10 protein-coding genes are annotated in these 16,382 nt (G+C 38.2%); 8 read left to right on the forward strand and 2 right to left on the reverse strand.

What is annotated here, in order from left to right:
- The first annotated feature begins 260 nt into the window (after positions 1 to 260).
- From GQR87_RS13235 to GQR87_RS13265, 7 genes are all read left to right on the forward strand, one after another.
- On the forward strand, positions 261 to 3,296 hold the full coding sequence (locus GQR87_RS13235) for a TonB-dependent receptor (protein WP_158970065.1): 3,036 nt from the start codon (positions 261 to 263) through the stop codon (positions 3,294 to 3,296).
- A gap of 155 nt (positions 3,297 to 3,451) precedes the next feature.
- Entirely contained in the window at positions 3,452 to 4,177 is a 726-nt protein-coding gene (locus tag GQR87_RS13240; RefSeq protein WP_158970067.1) for a SapC family protein, read from the forward strand.
- Between the two features lie 28 nt (positions 4,178 to 4,205).
- Entirely contained in the window at positions 4,206 to 5,240 is a 1,035-nt protein-coding gene (locus GQR87_RS13245) for a cupin-like domain-containing protein (protein ID WP_158970069.1), read from the forward strand.
- A gap of 25 nt (positions 5,241 to 5,265) precedes the next feature.
- A complete protein-coding gene (locus GQR87_RS13250) occupies positions 5,266 to 6,756 on the forward strand; it encodes a tryptophan halogenase family protein (protein WP_158970071.1) in 1,491 nt (496 codons plus the stop codon).
- Positions 6,757 to 6,758: 2 nt separating this feature from the next.
- A complete protein-coding gene (locus tag GQR87_RS13255; RefSeq protein ID WP_158970073.1) occupies positions 6,759 to 7,460 on the forward strand; it encodes a DUF6445 family protein in 702 nt (233 codons plus the stop codon).
- Positions 7,461 to 7,865: 405 nt separating this feature from the next.
- A complete protein-coding gene (locus tag GQR87_RS13260; protein ID WP_158970075.1) occupies positions 7,866 to 9,419 on the forward strand; it encodes an MFS transporter in 1,554 nt (517 codons plus the stop codon).
- 49 nt (positions 9,420 to 9,468) lie between these two features.
- Positions 9,469 to 11,931 carry a GH36-type glycosyl hydrolase domain-containing protein gene (locus GQR87_RS13265; RefSeq protein ID WP_158970077.1) on the forward strand — a complete coding sequence of 821 codons (2,463 nt, stop codon included), beginning with the start codon at positions 9,469 to 9,471 and terminating at the stop codon, positions 11,929 to 11,931.
- Positions 11,932 to 12,481: 550 nt separating this feature from the next.
- Here the strand turns inward: GQR87_RS13265 and GQR87_RS13270 are convergent.
- The gene (locus tag GQR87_RS13270; RefSeq protein ID WP_158970079.1) at positions 12,482 to 13,501 is read right to left on the reverse strand and encodes a LacI family DNA-binding transcriptional regulator; all 1,020 of its coding nucleotides are present in this window, start codon (positions 13,499 to 13,501) and stop codon (positions 12,482 to 12,484) included.
- Between the two features lie 133 nt (positions 13,502 to 13,634).
- Positions 13,635 to 14,666: a LacI family DNA-binding transcriptional regulator gene (locus GQR87_RS13275; protein WP_158970081.1), complete on the reverse strand. Its 1,032-nt coding sequence runs from the start codon at positions 14,664 to 14,666 to the stop codon at positions 13,635 to 13,637.
- 171 nt (positions 14,667 to 14,837) lie between these two features.
- Between GQR87_RS13275 and GQR87_RS13280 the strand changes: the two genes are divergently transcribed.
- Entirely contained in the window at positions 14,838 to 16,367 is a 1,530-nt protein-coding gene (locus GQR87_RS13280) for a sialate O-acetylesterase (protein ID WP_158970083.1), read from the forward strand.
- Positions 16,368 to 16,382: the final 15 nt, after the last annotated feature.

The raw sequence follows: 16,382 nt of genomic DNA on the forward strand, positions 1-16,382 counted from the left end.
ATCACTTTATCTACAAATAAAATATATTTAGTATTAATAACAATAAGATGAATAAAATTATTTTAAAAAAAAATAACGTTTAATTAAAAATTTTCAATTAAATTCCCTAAAAACTTAAATAACAATATTATAACAAAATGTTTGACAAAATTAACATTTAACCTTAACTTATGAAAACGTTTACAAGGATTGGTGATTTGTTTTTCATAATTTCACGTAAGCATTAGACAACCACAAAAACAACTAAAGGTATTAAATACATGAGACCACACACTCAATTTAAACAATCTATATTAGCCAAGAGCATTGGGTTAATGCTTGGAACAGTCGTTATGGCTCCTGCTGTAGCACAAGAAGAGAGTACTGAAGTTATCCAAGTCACTGGGATACGCAGTAGTTTACAAGCTTCAACAGCTGTAAAACGCGACTCTATGGGTGTTGTAGATGCCATATCTGCTGAAGATATTGGTAAATTCCCAGACACTAACTTAGCTGAATCACTACAACGTATTACGGGTGTATCTATCAGCCGTAACAATGGTGAAGGTTCACAAGTAACAGTACGTGGTTTTGGCGCCGGTTATAATATGGTGACCTTAAATGGTCGTACTATGCCATCTGCCTCTACTTTTAATGGTGATGGTGGAAGTTCAAGAGCCTTTGATTTTGCTAACCTTGCATCAGAAGGTGTGAGTGCTGTTGAAGTATACAAAACAGGTAAAGCAGACATAGCAACTGGCGGTATCGGCGCAACTATTAACGTACTAACTGCAAAACCTTTAGATAATGAAGGCTTTGTTGCTAGTTTTGGCGCAAAAGCGGTAATGGATAGTACTAACCGTGCAGGTAGTGATATTACACCAGAGCTATCGTCAATAGTTAGTTATGCAAATGACGATGCTACTTTTGGTGTGAGTTTAAGTGTAAGTCACCAAGAACGTGATTCAGGTACCGTTGGTGCTACAGTCAATGACTGGGGCATTTACACTTGGGATGATATTGCTGCTCCTGGTAGAACTTGGAATAACGCTGACACTGTGGTAACTAATGCCCCAGATCAAGGTCAGTTGTATTCTCGTTTTTATGATTTACGTTATGAATTCACTGATACCCAACGTACCCGCGATAACGCCCAGTTAACCATACAGTTTGCTCCTACAGACGATTTTACTGGTTCGGTAGACTACACTTTCGCAGAAAACCAAATTCAACGCCATTTAGGTCAAACCGGCAACTGGATGCAACAGGGTGGCAATCTTCAAGCGGTTGAATTTGATAATTCAGAAATCGCGACCATGATCTACGCCACAGAGTCTTATGCAAACGGTGTTGATGCAGGTCATGAGCAGCAAGATAGCGATCAAACCGATACCCTATCCTCTTTGGGGATTAACTTAGAGTATCAAGTGAATGATGATTTTAAAATTAGCTTAGATGCACATGATTCAGAAATGCACAGCCGTGGTACAGGTCCTTATGGGGCTGGTTCAGTGCGTATGGCACTGGCTAATCCTACCGTAGTCGAAAGAGAGTGGTTTTTTGGAAGTGAATTCCCAACTTATATTAACACTTATGATGACAACTTCGGCGGTAATGTAGGTTTTGAATCCAATGCTAACGGCATGGTCGACAATGGTGATATTAGTTCAACCATGTTCAACTTACGTCAAGCCGATCAAAAATCCTCAGTTGCCCAAATTAAATTAGATGCTACCTATCAATTTGACAATGGGCGCTTTGATTTTGGTCTTGAAACAAGAGATATGGAATCTCATACTCTTAATTATGCTGCAGAAAATGTCGCTTTAGGCAACTGGAATGGTGGCTACCCTGGTGAATTTGGTGAATTAGTCCAACCTTTTGATATTGATGGACAGTTTGATGATTTCTCACCTATATCTGGTGGTTATGGCTTTATTGCGAATGCAGTAGAGTTATACGAGGCAGCTCAAAATATACCTCGTTATTCAGACATTTTACCTGCTTCTATGAGCCAAACCGCTGACAACCTTGTTAATGAAAAAACCACAGCGTTATATTTCCAAGTGGCTTTAAATGGTGAATTAGGCGATATGCCTTTTAACATTTTAACTGGCCTGCGTTATGAGTCTACAGATGTATTCTCAAGCTCTTTAGCAGCGAGTTATAAAAGTATATGGGAAAGTGATAATGATATTGCTATTCGAGTCGATGATGACCAACCTTCAAGTTTAGCAACAGCTGATAATAGTTATGACAACTTGTTACCTAGTCTAGATTTCACCCTAAATATTTCTGATGATTTAGTCAGTCGTTTCTCCTTCAGTAAAACGATTGCAAGAGCTGGATTAAGTGACTTAGGCGTATCTGCATCTGGTTTTTCTGCTGTAGGCGGTTCAACTCTGCTAGGAAATGCACCACTTGCATCAGCTTCTAACCCAGGATTATTACCACTAGAATCAACCAACTTTGATTTATCTCTAGAGTGGTATTATTCACCTTACAGCTATGCGTCTGTTGGTATATTTGAGAAAAATGTTTATAACTTCATTGGTACTCAACAGGTAAATCAGTCATTGTTAGGTATCCGTGATGTTAGCAACGGTCCAAGAGCAGAAGCCGCAGCTGCAGAGCTAGTTTCTCGTGGATTAGCATTAAACGATGAGAATTTACATGGGATGTTGGTCTTCAATGAGCATAATGCAGGTAGTAACCCAGAGTATATTGCACAGTATGGTACTGACTACACAACAGATGCGAATACTTTCCTAGGTGAAAAAGCCGGATGGGATGTAGAGTCTAATTCAGCAGATCCTGAGTATGATTTCAGAACATCTACACCTAATAACGGTAAAGAAGCTAAAATTTACGGTGCAGAATTCGCTGTTCAACACTTCTTTGGTGAGACTGGCTTTGGTGTTCAAGCCAACTACACAATCGTTCGCGGTGATGTAGGTTATAATAACGAAGGCAGCCCGGATGTATCTCAATTTGCATTAATCGGTTTAAGTGATACTGCTAACTTGATTGCAATGTACGAGAAAGATGGCCTTCAAGCTCGTATTTCATATAACTGGCGTGATGAGTATCTAGCTGAATCTAGTCGTGGTAGCTTTGCTAATCCTCGTTATATTGAAGCTTATTCACAAATCGACATTAATGTAAGCTACGCTGTGACTGAAGAATTATCATTGTCTTTAGAAGGTCTTAACATTACCGGTGAAAACAGCCGTTCACATGGTCGTAACTACGAAATGATGTGGGATTTATGGGACTTAGGCGCTCGTTACCAAGTGGGTGCACGTTATACATTTTAATTAAATGTTAATAGTTACTTAAAAACCTTATCTTTGATAAGCTAAAAAGCCGCTGTAAGGCGGCTTTATTTATGCTAGTTAACGCGCAAATATTTATCCCTATTTAATTAAGCAATAAACTAGACTATATATTTTTGAGGTATATTATAATAACAATGGCAAATAACGAATTACTAACAAATTTATCTCATCAAGACTTACGTGTAATGACACACTATTCCGCTACATTTGGCGAAAATGTAGGTAGTGTATTAGCCTTCCCTTCTGAATTTAGTGAACTACAAAAAGAATATCCGATATTATTCAGAAAGAATTCAGATACTGACAAATTCCAAGCCACGGTATTATTGGGTCTAAGCCAAGATGAAAATCTGTTTTTAAATCCCGATGTTAAATCTGGCTGGGCAGCCCATTATGTACCGGCTGTAATAGCAAAAGGCCCATTTTTAATTGGTTTACGAACTGACGAAACCCAAAATTCCCCCCCAGTAATTCATATAGACCTGGAGCATCCTAAAGTCAGTAAAAAAGAGGGATACCCTTTATTTTTAGAGCATGGCGGCAATAGCCCCTATTTGGAACATGTTTCGAGTATATTAAAAATCATTCATCAAGGAATTAGCATACAAGATCATATGTTTAAGCTGTTTTCTGAACTAGATTTAATTGAACCAGTCAACATTGAAATTAATTTAAATAATGAGCAAAAACAAAAACTTGTAGGAAATTATACAATTAATGAAAATAAACTCATTGCTCTCGATGGCGAACAATTAGAAACACTAAATAAATTTGGTTTTTTGGCTATGGCCTACGCAGTGGTTGCCTCAATGAGCAATATTCGTAAGTTGACACAAATCAAAAATACTATGTCAAAATAACCATAAATAGACACAATAAGCTCAATTTATGTCAAACATTAAAACTAAAACAAAGACAATTTTTAATAATACACAAGGGACTTTAGATAAAGATGTTTATTCCTCTGGCGTGCCTCTTGTTATTAAAGGTCTAGTCAAAGACTGGAAACTAGTTGAACTTGGAATGAAGTCTGAAGATGAGGCCATTCATTATTTAAAATCCCATTATAATGGTAGTCCTTCAAATGCCTGTATTGGCGAACCAGAAATAAAAGGTAGGTTTTTCTATAGTGACGATGGTACTGACCTTAACTTTAGTCAATTAAAAACAACCATTGATAATGTGCTTGATCTCATTCAACAAGAGATTAATCAAAAGAAACCAAGATCCTACTATATTGCATCTAATCTAATTGATACTCACTTTCCTAATTTTAGACAAGAAAATGATATTACTATCCCTAGGCCTGAGTCCGAATTACCGCTTGAAGACCAACGCACAAGTATTTGGATTGGAAATCGCACCACAGCTTGTTGTCATTATGATGCATCTGATAATTTAGCTTGTTGTGCCGTAGGAAAACGTAAATTTACCCTTTTCCCTCCTGATCAAATAGCGAATCTCTATCCAGGCCCTTTGAGCCCAACTCCTGGAGGACAAGCATTAAGCATGGTCGATTTTGATAATCCTGATTATGTAAAATACCCTAAATTTGCTCAGGCAGAAGAACAAGGTCAAATTGCAGAATTAGAAGCCGGAGACGCTTTATTTTTACCCAGCATGTGGTGGCACCAAGTAGAGTCACAAACCCCTTTTAATGTGTTGGTTAATTATTGGTGGAGTAATTCAGCAAAACATATGGGTCCAGCTTTAAATGTTTTATATCACGCATTACTCAGTCTGCGTGATAAGCCTGAACATGAAAAACAAGCTTGGAAACATATATTTGATTACTACATCTTTGATGATGCTAAACAAGCATCTGAACATTTACCTACAGAGGCACAAGGATACTTAGGTGAAATCGATGGCAGAAAAAGCAGAATGTTGAGAGCACTACTTCTGAATAAACTCAACCGCTAAATTATTACATAGAGAGTGAATACTTTTGCAAAATAATAAAGTAAAAAAAGTTGTTATCGCTGGTGGTGGCACTGCAGGTTGGGTTGCGGCGGCGGCTTTATCTAAACAGCTAGGAAAATTAGTCGATGTAGTTTTAATTGAATCAGAAAAAATTGGTACTGTCGGGGTGGGGGAAGCAACCATCCCCCCTATGCGAGTCTTTCACTCGTTACTAGGCATCGATGAACAAGAGTTTATGCGTTCCACAGAAGCGACCTTTAAATTGGGTATCTTATTTAAAAATTGGGGACAAATTGGCGACCATTATATCCACCCATTTGGTACAACTGGGCAGAAAAGTTTTCTGGCAGACTTTCAACACTTCTGGTTACACGGCAAAAATAAAGGTGTCAATGCTGAATTCGGCGAATATAGCTTAGAAGTTCAAGCAGCAAAAGCCAATAAATTTGCCACATCTAAAAGTGGTAGTATTAATTATGCCTACCATTTAGATGCCACACGTTACGCCCAATATTTACGAAAATTTAGTGAGAAATTAGGGGTCACAAGAGTTGAAGGAAAAATACAACAAGTACAGCAGCACCCAAGTGGTGATATAAAATCATTGCTGTTGGAATCAGGTGAACTGATTGAGGGTGATTTATTTATCGACTGCACTGGTTTTGCCGGACTACTGATCGACAAAACCCTAAAAACTGAATATGAAGATTGGTCACACTGGTTACCTTGTAACAGCGCTATTGCTGTGCAAACTGAATCAATTGAACCTGCTAAACCTTTAGTAACTTGCACCGCACATCAGGCTGGCTGGCAATGGCATATCCCTCTGCAACACAGAGTAGGCAATGGTAATGTATTCTGTAGTGACTTTATGACTGATGAAGCAGCAAAGCAGCACCTGTTAGATAATGTACAAGGAGAAGTTCTGACTGATCCAAGAGTCATTAAATATAAAACCGGTCGTCGTAAAGTCTTCTGGAATAAAAATTGCGTTGCGTTAGGGCTCTCAAGTGGTTTTGTTGAACCTCTCGAGTCAACCAGCATTTATTTATTCATGAGTGGCATTATTAGATTAATGAAGATATTTCCATTTGCTGGAATTAACCAATCTGCAACAGATGAATACAACCAACAATCTATCGCTGAAATAGAAAATGTCCGTGATTTTATCATTTTGCACTATCATGCAACATCTCGTGAAGACAGTGAATTTTGGCGTTACTGTAAAAATATGAAAGTGCCAGATTCCTTATCCCATCGCATTGAATTATTTAAAGAAAATGGTTTAGCATTTCAAGAAATTCAAGAGCTATTTAGACTTGAATCTTGGACTCATGTGATGTTAGGGCAAGGCATCACTCCAAAATCCTACCATAAGATTTTTTCTACCATGCCAGATCAAGAACTAACTGCACACTTACAGGGTATACGCACTAAAATCACTCAAGTTGTAGAGAAGTTACCCGATCATGCAAAATTTGTAACTCAATATTGTAAAAGTGACAGAGTAAGCTAAACATGGATATATCAGCACACCATTCAATCAGTATAAATGAACAATATTTTGGCCAAGAACAAGCTCCAATATTAGTGGTCGATAACTTTGTTAAGGATCCCGAAGCATTAGTTGCGGATGCTAAAAAATGTCAATATGTTAAAAACTCACCATTTTATCCAGGACCAAGAGCTCCTGCCCCTTTGGCTTATCAAGAACTGATATTAAGAACTTTAAAAGAGAAAATGGTCGATTTTTTTCAAGTTCCCACGCCGAACCTTAAATTTTCTATATGCCATTATTCTGTTATCACCACTCCCCCCGATCAACTCAAGTTATTACAACGGATCCCACATTTTGATTCGTTAAATGAAAACGGTCTTGCTGCAGTTCATTATTTATTTAAAGAAGACTTGGGCGGAACTTCGTTCTATCGTCACAAAAAAACGGGATTTGAGAGTATTAATGAGGCAAGGCATATTACTTACTTGCGCTCGCTTGAAGCTGAAAATGATGGACCTAATATACCTAAAATTTCGGATGGGTATATAAATGGAAATACCCCTTTGTTCGAGCGAATATCCCAACAGCAAGCCGTATTTAATCGCATTATTATTTATCGGCGTAATTCATTACATTCAGGGTCAATTCCAGCTGATTTATTTGATAATACTTCCCAATCTAAAATACGTTTAACCATCAGCAGCTTCATTGATTGCGAATAAACTGAACTCTAGAGTAAATAACCAAATTAGCTGGACAATATTGTTTAACAAACAAAAATGTAATCGATTTCAAATTGTTTTTATGGACAGCTAATGAGCCGCCACAAAATTTTAACAATTACAAAAACAAGAACACCTCCCCCCAAAAAAAACACCGATAAAACACCGATAAAACAGACTGAAGTCGTGTTACTTTAATTTAACAAATAAACAAAACACGCCTTGAAAACGTTTACATTTAGGTGTATTTTATAACCTCTAAGTATTAGCTAATATTGTAACAATGGATAAGTGAGTTATTTTTACTGTCCTAAATATTTAAATCCCACAATCGTCACTTAAGTTTAAGCAGGAGAAACCTATGCAATCAACAGCACAGACAATTACTTTAGTGGCAGCATCACTATGATGAAACTCCCCCTATATGAAAAAGTAGGTTATGCCATGGGAGATGCCGCAGCCAATCTAGTTTGGCGTGGAGCATTGGCTTATCTTGCTGTTTTCTATACCGACACTTTCGGTTTGGCAGCTTCTGCAGCAGCCATGTTATTTTTAGTGGTAAGATTAACTGATGGGATAACAGACATCATCATGGGTATGATTGCCGATCGTACCAATACATCATGGGGTAAGTTTCGCCCCTGGATATTCTGGTCTACGCCTTTTTTATGTTTATTTATGGTGCTTTGTTTTACCACCCCCAATCTTAGTGATGATGGCAAGTTAATCTACGCTTACGTGACTTATATTGGCCTAACTTTAGCCTATACAGTTAACAATGTGCCTTATTCCGCCCTTATGGGTGTCATGACTGAAGATGACGATGAGCGTACTAGCTTGTCTGGCTTTAGATTTGCTGGTGCCTTTATGGGTGGTCTCTTTGTTATGGGATTCTTACCTGATCTAGTTAAGTACTTTGGCGATGGAGATGATGCAATAGGATATCAATATACTATGTACGCTTTTGCTGGCTTATTATTCGCCTTAATGGTGATTTCTGTAGCCACCACCAAAGAACGTGTCGTTCCTGTTATCAAACAACAAAAAAGTTTTTCCAGTGAATTAAAAGACCTTAGTAAACAATTACTTTTCATATTAATCCCATTAGCAGTAATGACTGCATTTTTCCATTACAGAAACTGGTTGTCAGGTTTAGTGTTTGTAGTTGTTATGAGCACAATGATTTGGTTTATCAAACGTCTACTTAGAAAAAACAAAGAAAATTCAGTAGCAGAAGGATCTGGGGTACAGCAGGATATGTTAGACCTAATTACCAATAAACCTTGGTTGATATTACTTGGTTTGGGGTTTTTAACTATGATGTTTAACGGCATCAAATACGGGGTAATTGCTTATTACTTTAAATATTTTGTAGGTGACGAACTATTAGCGGGACAATATTTTATAGGCTTACTTGTGGTGTCTATTTTAGGTGCACTATGTACTAGTTTCTTAGCTAAAAAATTAGGCCGTAAAAAGCTATTTATTATCGCTTTACTGCTTAGTAGTGTGCTGACTTGCGGGTTCTTTTGGATACCAGGACAAGATGTCACAGCTATATTTGTACTTGGATGTTCAGCCGAATTTTTTGCAGCCATGATGCCAACCTTGTTTTTCTCAATGTTAGGTGATTCAGCCGATTACAACGAATGGTTAAACGGCAGGCGCGCAACTGGCCTTATTTATTCGGCAGGTACCTTTGTACAAAAAACCGGTAGCGGATTCGCTGGGGCCTTAATGTTAGTGGTTTTAGCTGGCTATGGATATGACGGCATGGATCCTTCGACGGTTGAAGCATCATTACCAGGTATGGCCTTATTGATGAGTTTTATCCCAGCAGCATTTGGGGTAATGGGCGCTATTTTGATGATGTTCTATCCCATAACCGATCAGATGCAGACACAAATGACCGCAGATCTTATTGCTCGTAGAAACGCAGCAAAACAAATCACAGAATAAATAACACACTTTATATTGGTAATATTTTTACCTAGAGAGATTTTTTATTATGCAAATTACTACTCCCGACACAAACTCAAAATTTGGCTATTTTGACGATGAAAATTACGAATATGTCATCATCACTCCATACACACCTACTCCGTGGATCAATTATTTAGGTAATGATGGTTTTTACGGATTAATCTCTAATACTGCAGGTGGTTATTGTTTCGATCGAGACCCTAAGTTTCGTCGTTTAACCAGATATAGATACAACAGTGTACCTTTAGACAATGGCGGACGATATTTCTATATCCGTTGTGATGATGAGTTTTGGTCTGCTACAGGCCGTCCAGTTAACACTGAATTAGACGAATACTCTTGCCGTCATGGTATGGGATACAGTCGTTTTAACGCCAGTAAAAATGGCATAGCCACCCAAGTCACGAGTTTTATTCCTTTAGACACTAAAGCTGAAGTGCATTCATTAGTGGTGACTAACAACAATGAATCAACAAAAACCGTTGATGTATTTTCATTTATTGAATGGTGTTTGTGGAACGCTGAAGACGATGGCGCTAACTTTCAACGTAATTTGTCTACAGGTGAAGTAGAAGTTGAAGACAGCACTATCTATCATAAAACTGAATATCGAGAACGTCGTGATCATTACGCTTTTTATTCAGTTAACCGTAAACTTGATGGCTACGACACAGATCGGGAAAGTTTTTTAGGTCAGTACCGGGGGTTTGATCGCCCGCAAGTAGTAGAAAATGGCCAAGCCACTAATTCGTTTGCCAGAGGCTGGTCTCCCATTGCTTCGCAACATTTAAAATTAGAATTGGCACCAGGTGAAAGTCAATCCCTTGAATTTATTTTAGGTTACATAGAAGTGACAGCAGACGAAAAGTGGCAAGCTAAAAATGTGATTAACAAAACGCCCGCTAAAGCGATGATCGCCCGTTTTGATAGCCACGAAAAAGTGAATTCTGAATTAGCCAAACTAAATGACTATTGGCACAACCTATTATCTAAATTTAGTGTTGAAACGCCCGATGATAAGTTTAACCGTGCCATCAATATCTGGAATCAATACCAAAATATGGTGACCTTTAACTTATCTCGTAGTGCTTCATTCTACGAATCAGGTATTGGCCGCGGTATGGGCTTTAGAGATTCAAATCAAGACACCATAGGGTTTGCGCATATGGTGCCAGATAAAGTAAAAGAACGTATTTTAGACTTATCTGCCACACAAAAACCTGACGGTTCGGCTTACCATCAATATCAGCCATTAACTAAAAAAGGTAATGCCAATATTGGTGGTAACTTTAACGATGATCCTATGTGGATGGTGTTATCTACTACCAACTACATTAAAGAAACTGGCGACTTCAGTATTCTCGATGAAATGGTTATTTATGATGATCAAGAAGAAGCGACCCATGTCCATTTTGACCACCTAGTTCGCGCGTTTAATCATGTTGTCAATAATCTTGGTCCACATGGCTTGCCGTTAATCGGTCGAGCCGATTGGAATGATTGTTTAAACCTGAACTGTTTCTCTGAAGATCCTAATGAGTCTTATCAAACCACACAACGTGGCGCATCAGATGTTGCTGAATCAGTCATGATTGCTGGCCAGTTTGTACTGTATGGCCAAGAATTTGTTGATTTATGTATGCAAATTGGCAAATTTGAATTAGCGGCACAATCCCTAGTTCATGTAGACAAAATGCGCAGCACAGTAGAACAACATGCATGGGATGGTGAATGGTATTTACGGGCTTATGATGCCAGAGGCGAAAAAGTTGGTAGCAACGAGAATGAAGAAGGAAAGATCTTCATAGAATCGCAAGGTTTCTGCGCTATGGCGGGTATCGGCATGGATAATGGTAAAGTTAAACAAGCTTTAGACTCGGTAGAAAAACATCTATCGACTGATTTTGGCATCATGTTAAACCAACCTGCTTTTAGCACTTATAACAAATACTTAGGTGAAATCACTTCGTACCCACCTGGGTATAAAGAAAACGCCGGTATTTTCTGTCATAACAACCCTTGGATCACTATTTCTGAGGCTATGCTTGGTCGTGGTGAAAAAGCTTATGAGTATTACAGCAAAATTACCCCAGCGTATTTACAAGAAGTACAAACTCTGCATAAAACCGAACCTTATGTATATAGCCAAATGGTTGCAGGTACCGACTCAGCCAATCCAGGAGAAGCGAAAAACTCTTGGTTAACAGGCACAGCGGCTTGGAACTACTATGCAGCTACTCAGTATATTTTAGGTATTCGCCCAGTTTATGAAGGTTTACGTATCGACCCTTGTATTTTACCTAGCTGGGATAAAGTTAAAATCAAGCGTGAATTCCGTGGTGCTCATTATGATATTGAACTACGCAATCCAAATGGTTTAAGCAAAGGATCGATAGAACTGATTGTAGATGACCAACCGGTTGCAGGCAGCGTTATCAATGCAGCTATCTTCAATGGCCAACATAACGTTATTGCGACTCTCGTTTAGTTAAAGAGCGTAAATCTAACAATAGGTAAATGATGAAACTTAAATCATTTACCACTGCTTTGTTTGCGCAGTTTTTTAGCGCAACAGGCACACCAAATTTAAAATCTAGGGGCTAGAGGTATTTTAGATAAATTGGTGGATACCTCAAAAGAGATAAATCGTTTTACTTAACGATGATTAAATTTGTCCTAAAGCATGAATGAATCATAGTTCTTGACAGGATCCTCTTTTTACTAACGAGCAAAGTACCATGATTTTATGGCTGTTACTTTTGCCTTCAACAATATTAGTAATAGGTCTATTACTGAAAAAAGAGCAACATCTAAGAAAGTAACAAGAGCATGTTAAAACAAGCCCCGTCTCTTTTATGCACGGTAAGTGTTTCACCCTTGTTGCATTGCCATTTATGGCAAAACAAGTTACGCAAACTTTTTCAATAGATTTTATAGAGTCAAAGGAGTATTTGCAGGTAGTTAAGGAAATTAGAGGTACTATTAAATAAACCATGAAAAAAGAGATATTTGAGCACCTGTTAGTTTTTAATTTACATTTAAAGTTTGGGAGCAATACCTGTGCTATTTCTTATTTTTAATGTGAAAGGCAAATATTGCGAGCCTGGCTCAACTTTTTCACCTCTCAGCTGTTTTAATAACAAGTTAATACACGTTTCACCAATTTCCTGTAATGGTTGATGTACTGTGCTTAGAGACGGGGTGACATATTCAGCATAGTTAATATCATCAAAGCCCATGACAGATATATCTTCGGGAATTTTAAATCCCTGCTGCTGTAAAAATTGCATAGCGCCTATTGCCATATCATCATTAAAACAAAATATAGCAGTAGGACGTTGGTGCAATAATAAAAGCTTTTGAGCACAATCAACCCCAGATTTAACATCATAATTCCCTTCAATTAAAAGCGAACTGTCTGCAGTGATACTAGCTTCATCTAATGCTTGGAAATAACCTTTAATTCGTTTATTAGAGCTGGGGACATCATTCGGTCCGGTGATAGCGGCAATACGCTTGTGACCAATTGAAATTAAATAATCCACTGCCGCTTTAGCAGCTGCAACATTATCTACCGCAACCTTAACTATTTCATCAGACTCAATACCTTCATTACCGTTTACCAAAGGAGGGAGTTGTGGACCAAGAGGAAGGTTTGGATCAATTTTGAAAGGAAGTCTAGAGCCAAATAACAAAATACCATCCGCTTGACCATGAGTAACTAGATCAGCGTAATGCTGCTCCATCTCCTCAACGCCTTGAGTATCCCCTAAAAGTATTGAGTATCCTGCACTCTGTGCGCCGCGCTCTATGGCACGAATAATACCAGCATTAACAGGTTTAGTGATGTCTGGAATAATGGCTACTATGTTGCCACTTTTACGAGTGCGTAAACTAGCCCCCATCCGATTAGGTCGGTAACCTAATTCATCTACTACTTTTTTGACCTTTTTGAGGGTTTTTTCTGAAACCAAATCAGGAGAACTAAACACACGAGAAACAGTAGCCGGAGATACTTTTGCAAGTGCAGCAATGTCTTTTATCCCTAAAGTAGCCAAATCAAGGTTCCTGAAAATATGATATATTACAAGTTAAAAATATTTTAGCATATAAAACGTTTTCATCTAAATAAATCCTTCAAAGATATAGTAATTTTCGGTTATAGGTTATAAAGGAGCAAAAAATTCACTTCTATTCTGCTGTTTTATTTTTATTTACAGGGCCAGTACTGTCACGAACTTTAAGGGTATAGGTTAACTGAATTTTTTCGGGCTTTAAGTCAGGATTTTTTATGCTGCGAATTAATAAGTTAGCACAAGTTTGCCCTATTTCTTTTAACGGCTGATGCACAGTAGTCAAAGAAGGCCTAACAAACTCAGCATAGCTGATATCATCAAAACCAATGACAGAAATATCAGCAGGTACCACCACCCCATTTTTGTGTAAAACTTGCATAATTCCAATTGCCATATCATCACTAAATGCAAACACAGCAGTGGGTCGAGGTTGTAAATTCAATAAAATATTGCCCGTTTCGACTCCTGAATGTAAGGTATAATCACCTTGAATTACCAGGTCTGTAGAAAATTCAATTCCTTGCATTTCCAAAGCTCTTTTATAACCACAAAGACGCTCATTAGAACTGGGGACATCACTGGGTCCTACTACTGCTGCAATCCTAGTATGTCCAAATGCAAATAAATGTTGCATGGCTTCAATCGCTGCGGCTTCATTATCGATAAATATTTTATGGATATCGACATCAGGCACTAACTCATTAGCATTAACCAGTGGAGGCAGCTGTTTTTCTATGGGTAATTTGTCGTTCAATTCAAAAGGTAAATTTGCCCCAAACAATAAAACACCATCGGCTTGGCCATGGCGGGCTAAACTACCATAATGTAATTCTCGTTCGCGCAAACCTTGGGTATCTCCAAGCAGCACTGAGTAACCAAATTTTTGTGCCTCTTCTTCGATAGCCCGAATAATTCCAGCATTAACAGGTTTAGTGATGTGAGGAATAATAGCCACTATATTTCCGCTTTTTTTAGTGCGCAAACTGGTACCAAAACGATTTGGAGTGTAGCCATGTTCATCAATGACTTTTTGTACCCTGGCTAACGTTTTAGCAGAGAGCAATTCTGGCGAATTTAGCACCCTTGACACTGTAGCGGGAGAGACATTAGCCAAAGCCGCAATATCTTTAATACCTAAAACCGGCAATATATTATCCGTTCAAAAGACGAAGAATACGAAGACTAGCATAGAAAACGTTTTCATTTAACATAATTTCACAATAACTCTTTACACAACCTTTGCATATTTAATAGTGACAATTTATCTGTAAATCTATAGGGTGAGATTAACAATTTAATAACTAAAATAACTGTTCAAATGAAAAAAATACTCCACTTATTGTTTTTTGCCAGTATAGTCACCGCTCCCCTAACCTCACAAGCCAATATTGTTATGCCTAATATTTTTGGCGATAACATGGTAATACAACAACTGCAGAAAAATACAGTTTGGGGTAAAGCTGATAGTGGTGAAAAGGTTAATGTGTCTATTGCCGGCCAGAGTCATATCACACAAGCCGATTCTTCTGGAAATTGGCGAGTATCATTAAACCCAATAGAAACAGGAAGTCGTTACCAACTTAGTGTGTCAGGTAAAAATCAACTTACCTTTAATAATGTAGCAGTGGGAGAAGTTTGGGTTTGTGCTGGTCAGTCAAATATGGGCTGGCGTGTGGGAGGATCAAACCATTCAGAATTAGAAATAGCATCTGCAAACTATCGGGACATTCGACTAATCACGGTACCTCGTGTTGGTGTGAATAAACCGCAATTCAACTTTGATGCTAATTGGCAAACGGTTTCTGCAGATACCGTAGCGGAATTTTCAGCAACTTGTTATTTTTTTGGTCGAAGACTACATAAAATATTAGATGTACCAGTAGGCCTAATTAATAGCACTTGGGGAGGTTCCCCCATCGAAGCATTTATTTCTAGAGACGCTTTATCACATAATAAATCATTTATGCCCATGTTAGCTGAGTGGGATAGAAAGGCAGCCGAATTTACCCCACAAAAGTTTAGCAAAGCACTCAAGGACTTTGCTCAATGGGAAGCCGATGGCCAACCTGGTCAAAGGCAGTTTAAGCCAGATAATGTACTGACCGGCAAAAAGCGCCCTGCTAATATTTTTAACGGCGTCATTAACCCCATAGTGGGTTATGGCATGAAAGGAGTTATTTGGTGCCAAGGCGAAAGTAATTTAGGTCGAGGTTATCAATATCGTTCATTGTTTCCTTTACTGATTAATTCATGGCGCGAAAGTTGGGGCCAAGGTGACTTTCCATTTTATTGGGTACAGTTGGCTGATTTTAATGACGAAGTACAATCCCCTTCGGCAGGCAGCAGTTGGGCTGAACTGAGAGAGGCTCAAACACTGGCCCTTGAACTGCCTAATACAGGACAAGCTATTGTTATTGATTTAGGTGAAGCCAAAGACATCCACCCACGTAATAAGCAAGAAGCAGCCAATAGGCTTGTTCGTCACCCATTGCTAAAAGATTATGGTTATCAAATGGCAGCAAACAGTCCTATGTATGACAGCTTTAAAATTATTGATAATAAGGTACAAGTCACCTTTAAAGATGTAAGCAGCAAGTTATATTCATTTGATACTAATACAGTATTAGGATTTTACATTGCCGGAAAAGATCAAAGATTTGTCAATGCCCAAGCTAAAATTATTGGTAAAAACAAAATTGAAGTTTTTGCCAAATCGGTTTCACACCCGGTTGCAGTAAGATACGGATGGGAAAATAATCCAGTGGTCAATTTGTACGATAAAATTGGACTGCCCGTCACCCCATTTAGAACAGATACTTGGCCTCTTCTGTCGCAAAAACAACAATAATCCAGAATAAATAAA

The sequence above is a fragment of the Paraglaciecola sp. L3A3 genome (genome assembly GCF_009796765.1).
In the GTDB taxonomy this organism is placed as follows: Bacteria; Pseudomonadota; Gammaproteobacteria; order Enterobacterales; family Alteromonadaceae; genus Paraglaciecola.

Bases quoted from the DNA above. Each gene is read 5' to 3' on its own strand.
- GQR87_RS13235 (WP_158970065.1), top strand. From the start codon at position 261: ATGAGACCACACACTCAATTTAAACAATCTATATTAGCCAAGAGCATT.
- GQR87_RS13240 (WP_158970067.1), top strand. From the start codon at position 3,452: ATGGCAAATAACGAATTACTAACAAATTTATCTCATCAAGACTTACGT.
- GQR87_RS13245 (WP_158970069.1), top strand. From the start codon at position 4,206: ATGTCAAACATTAAAACTAAAACAAAGACAATTTTTAATAATACACAA.
- GQR87_RS13255 (WP_158970073.1), top strand. From the start codon at position 6,759: ATGGATATATCAGCACACCATTCAATCAGTATAAATGAACAATATTTT.
- GQR87_RS13260 (WP_158970075.1), top strand. From the start codon at position 7,866: ATGATGAAACTCCCCCTATATGAAAAAGTAGGTTATGCCATGGGAGAT.
- GQR87_RS13265 (WP_158970077.1), top strand. From the start codon at position 9,469: ATGCAAATTACTACTCCCGACACAAACTCAAAATTTGGCTATTTTGAC.
- GQR87_RS13280 (WP_158970083.1), top strand. From the start codon at position 14,838: ATGAAAAAAATACTCCACTTATTGTTTTTTGCCAGTATAGTCACCGCT.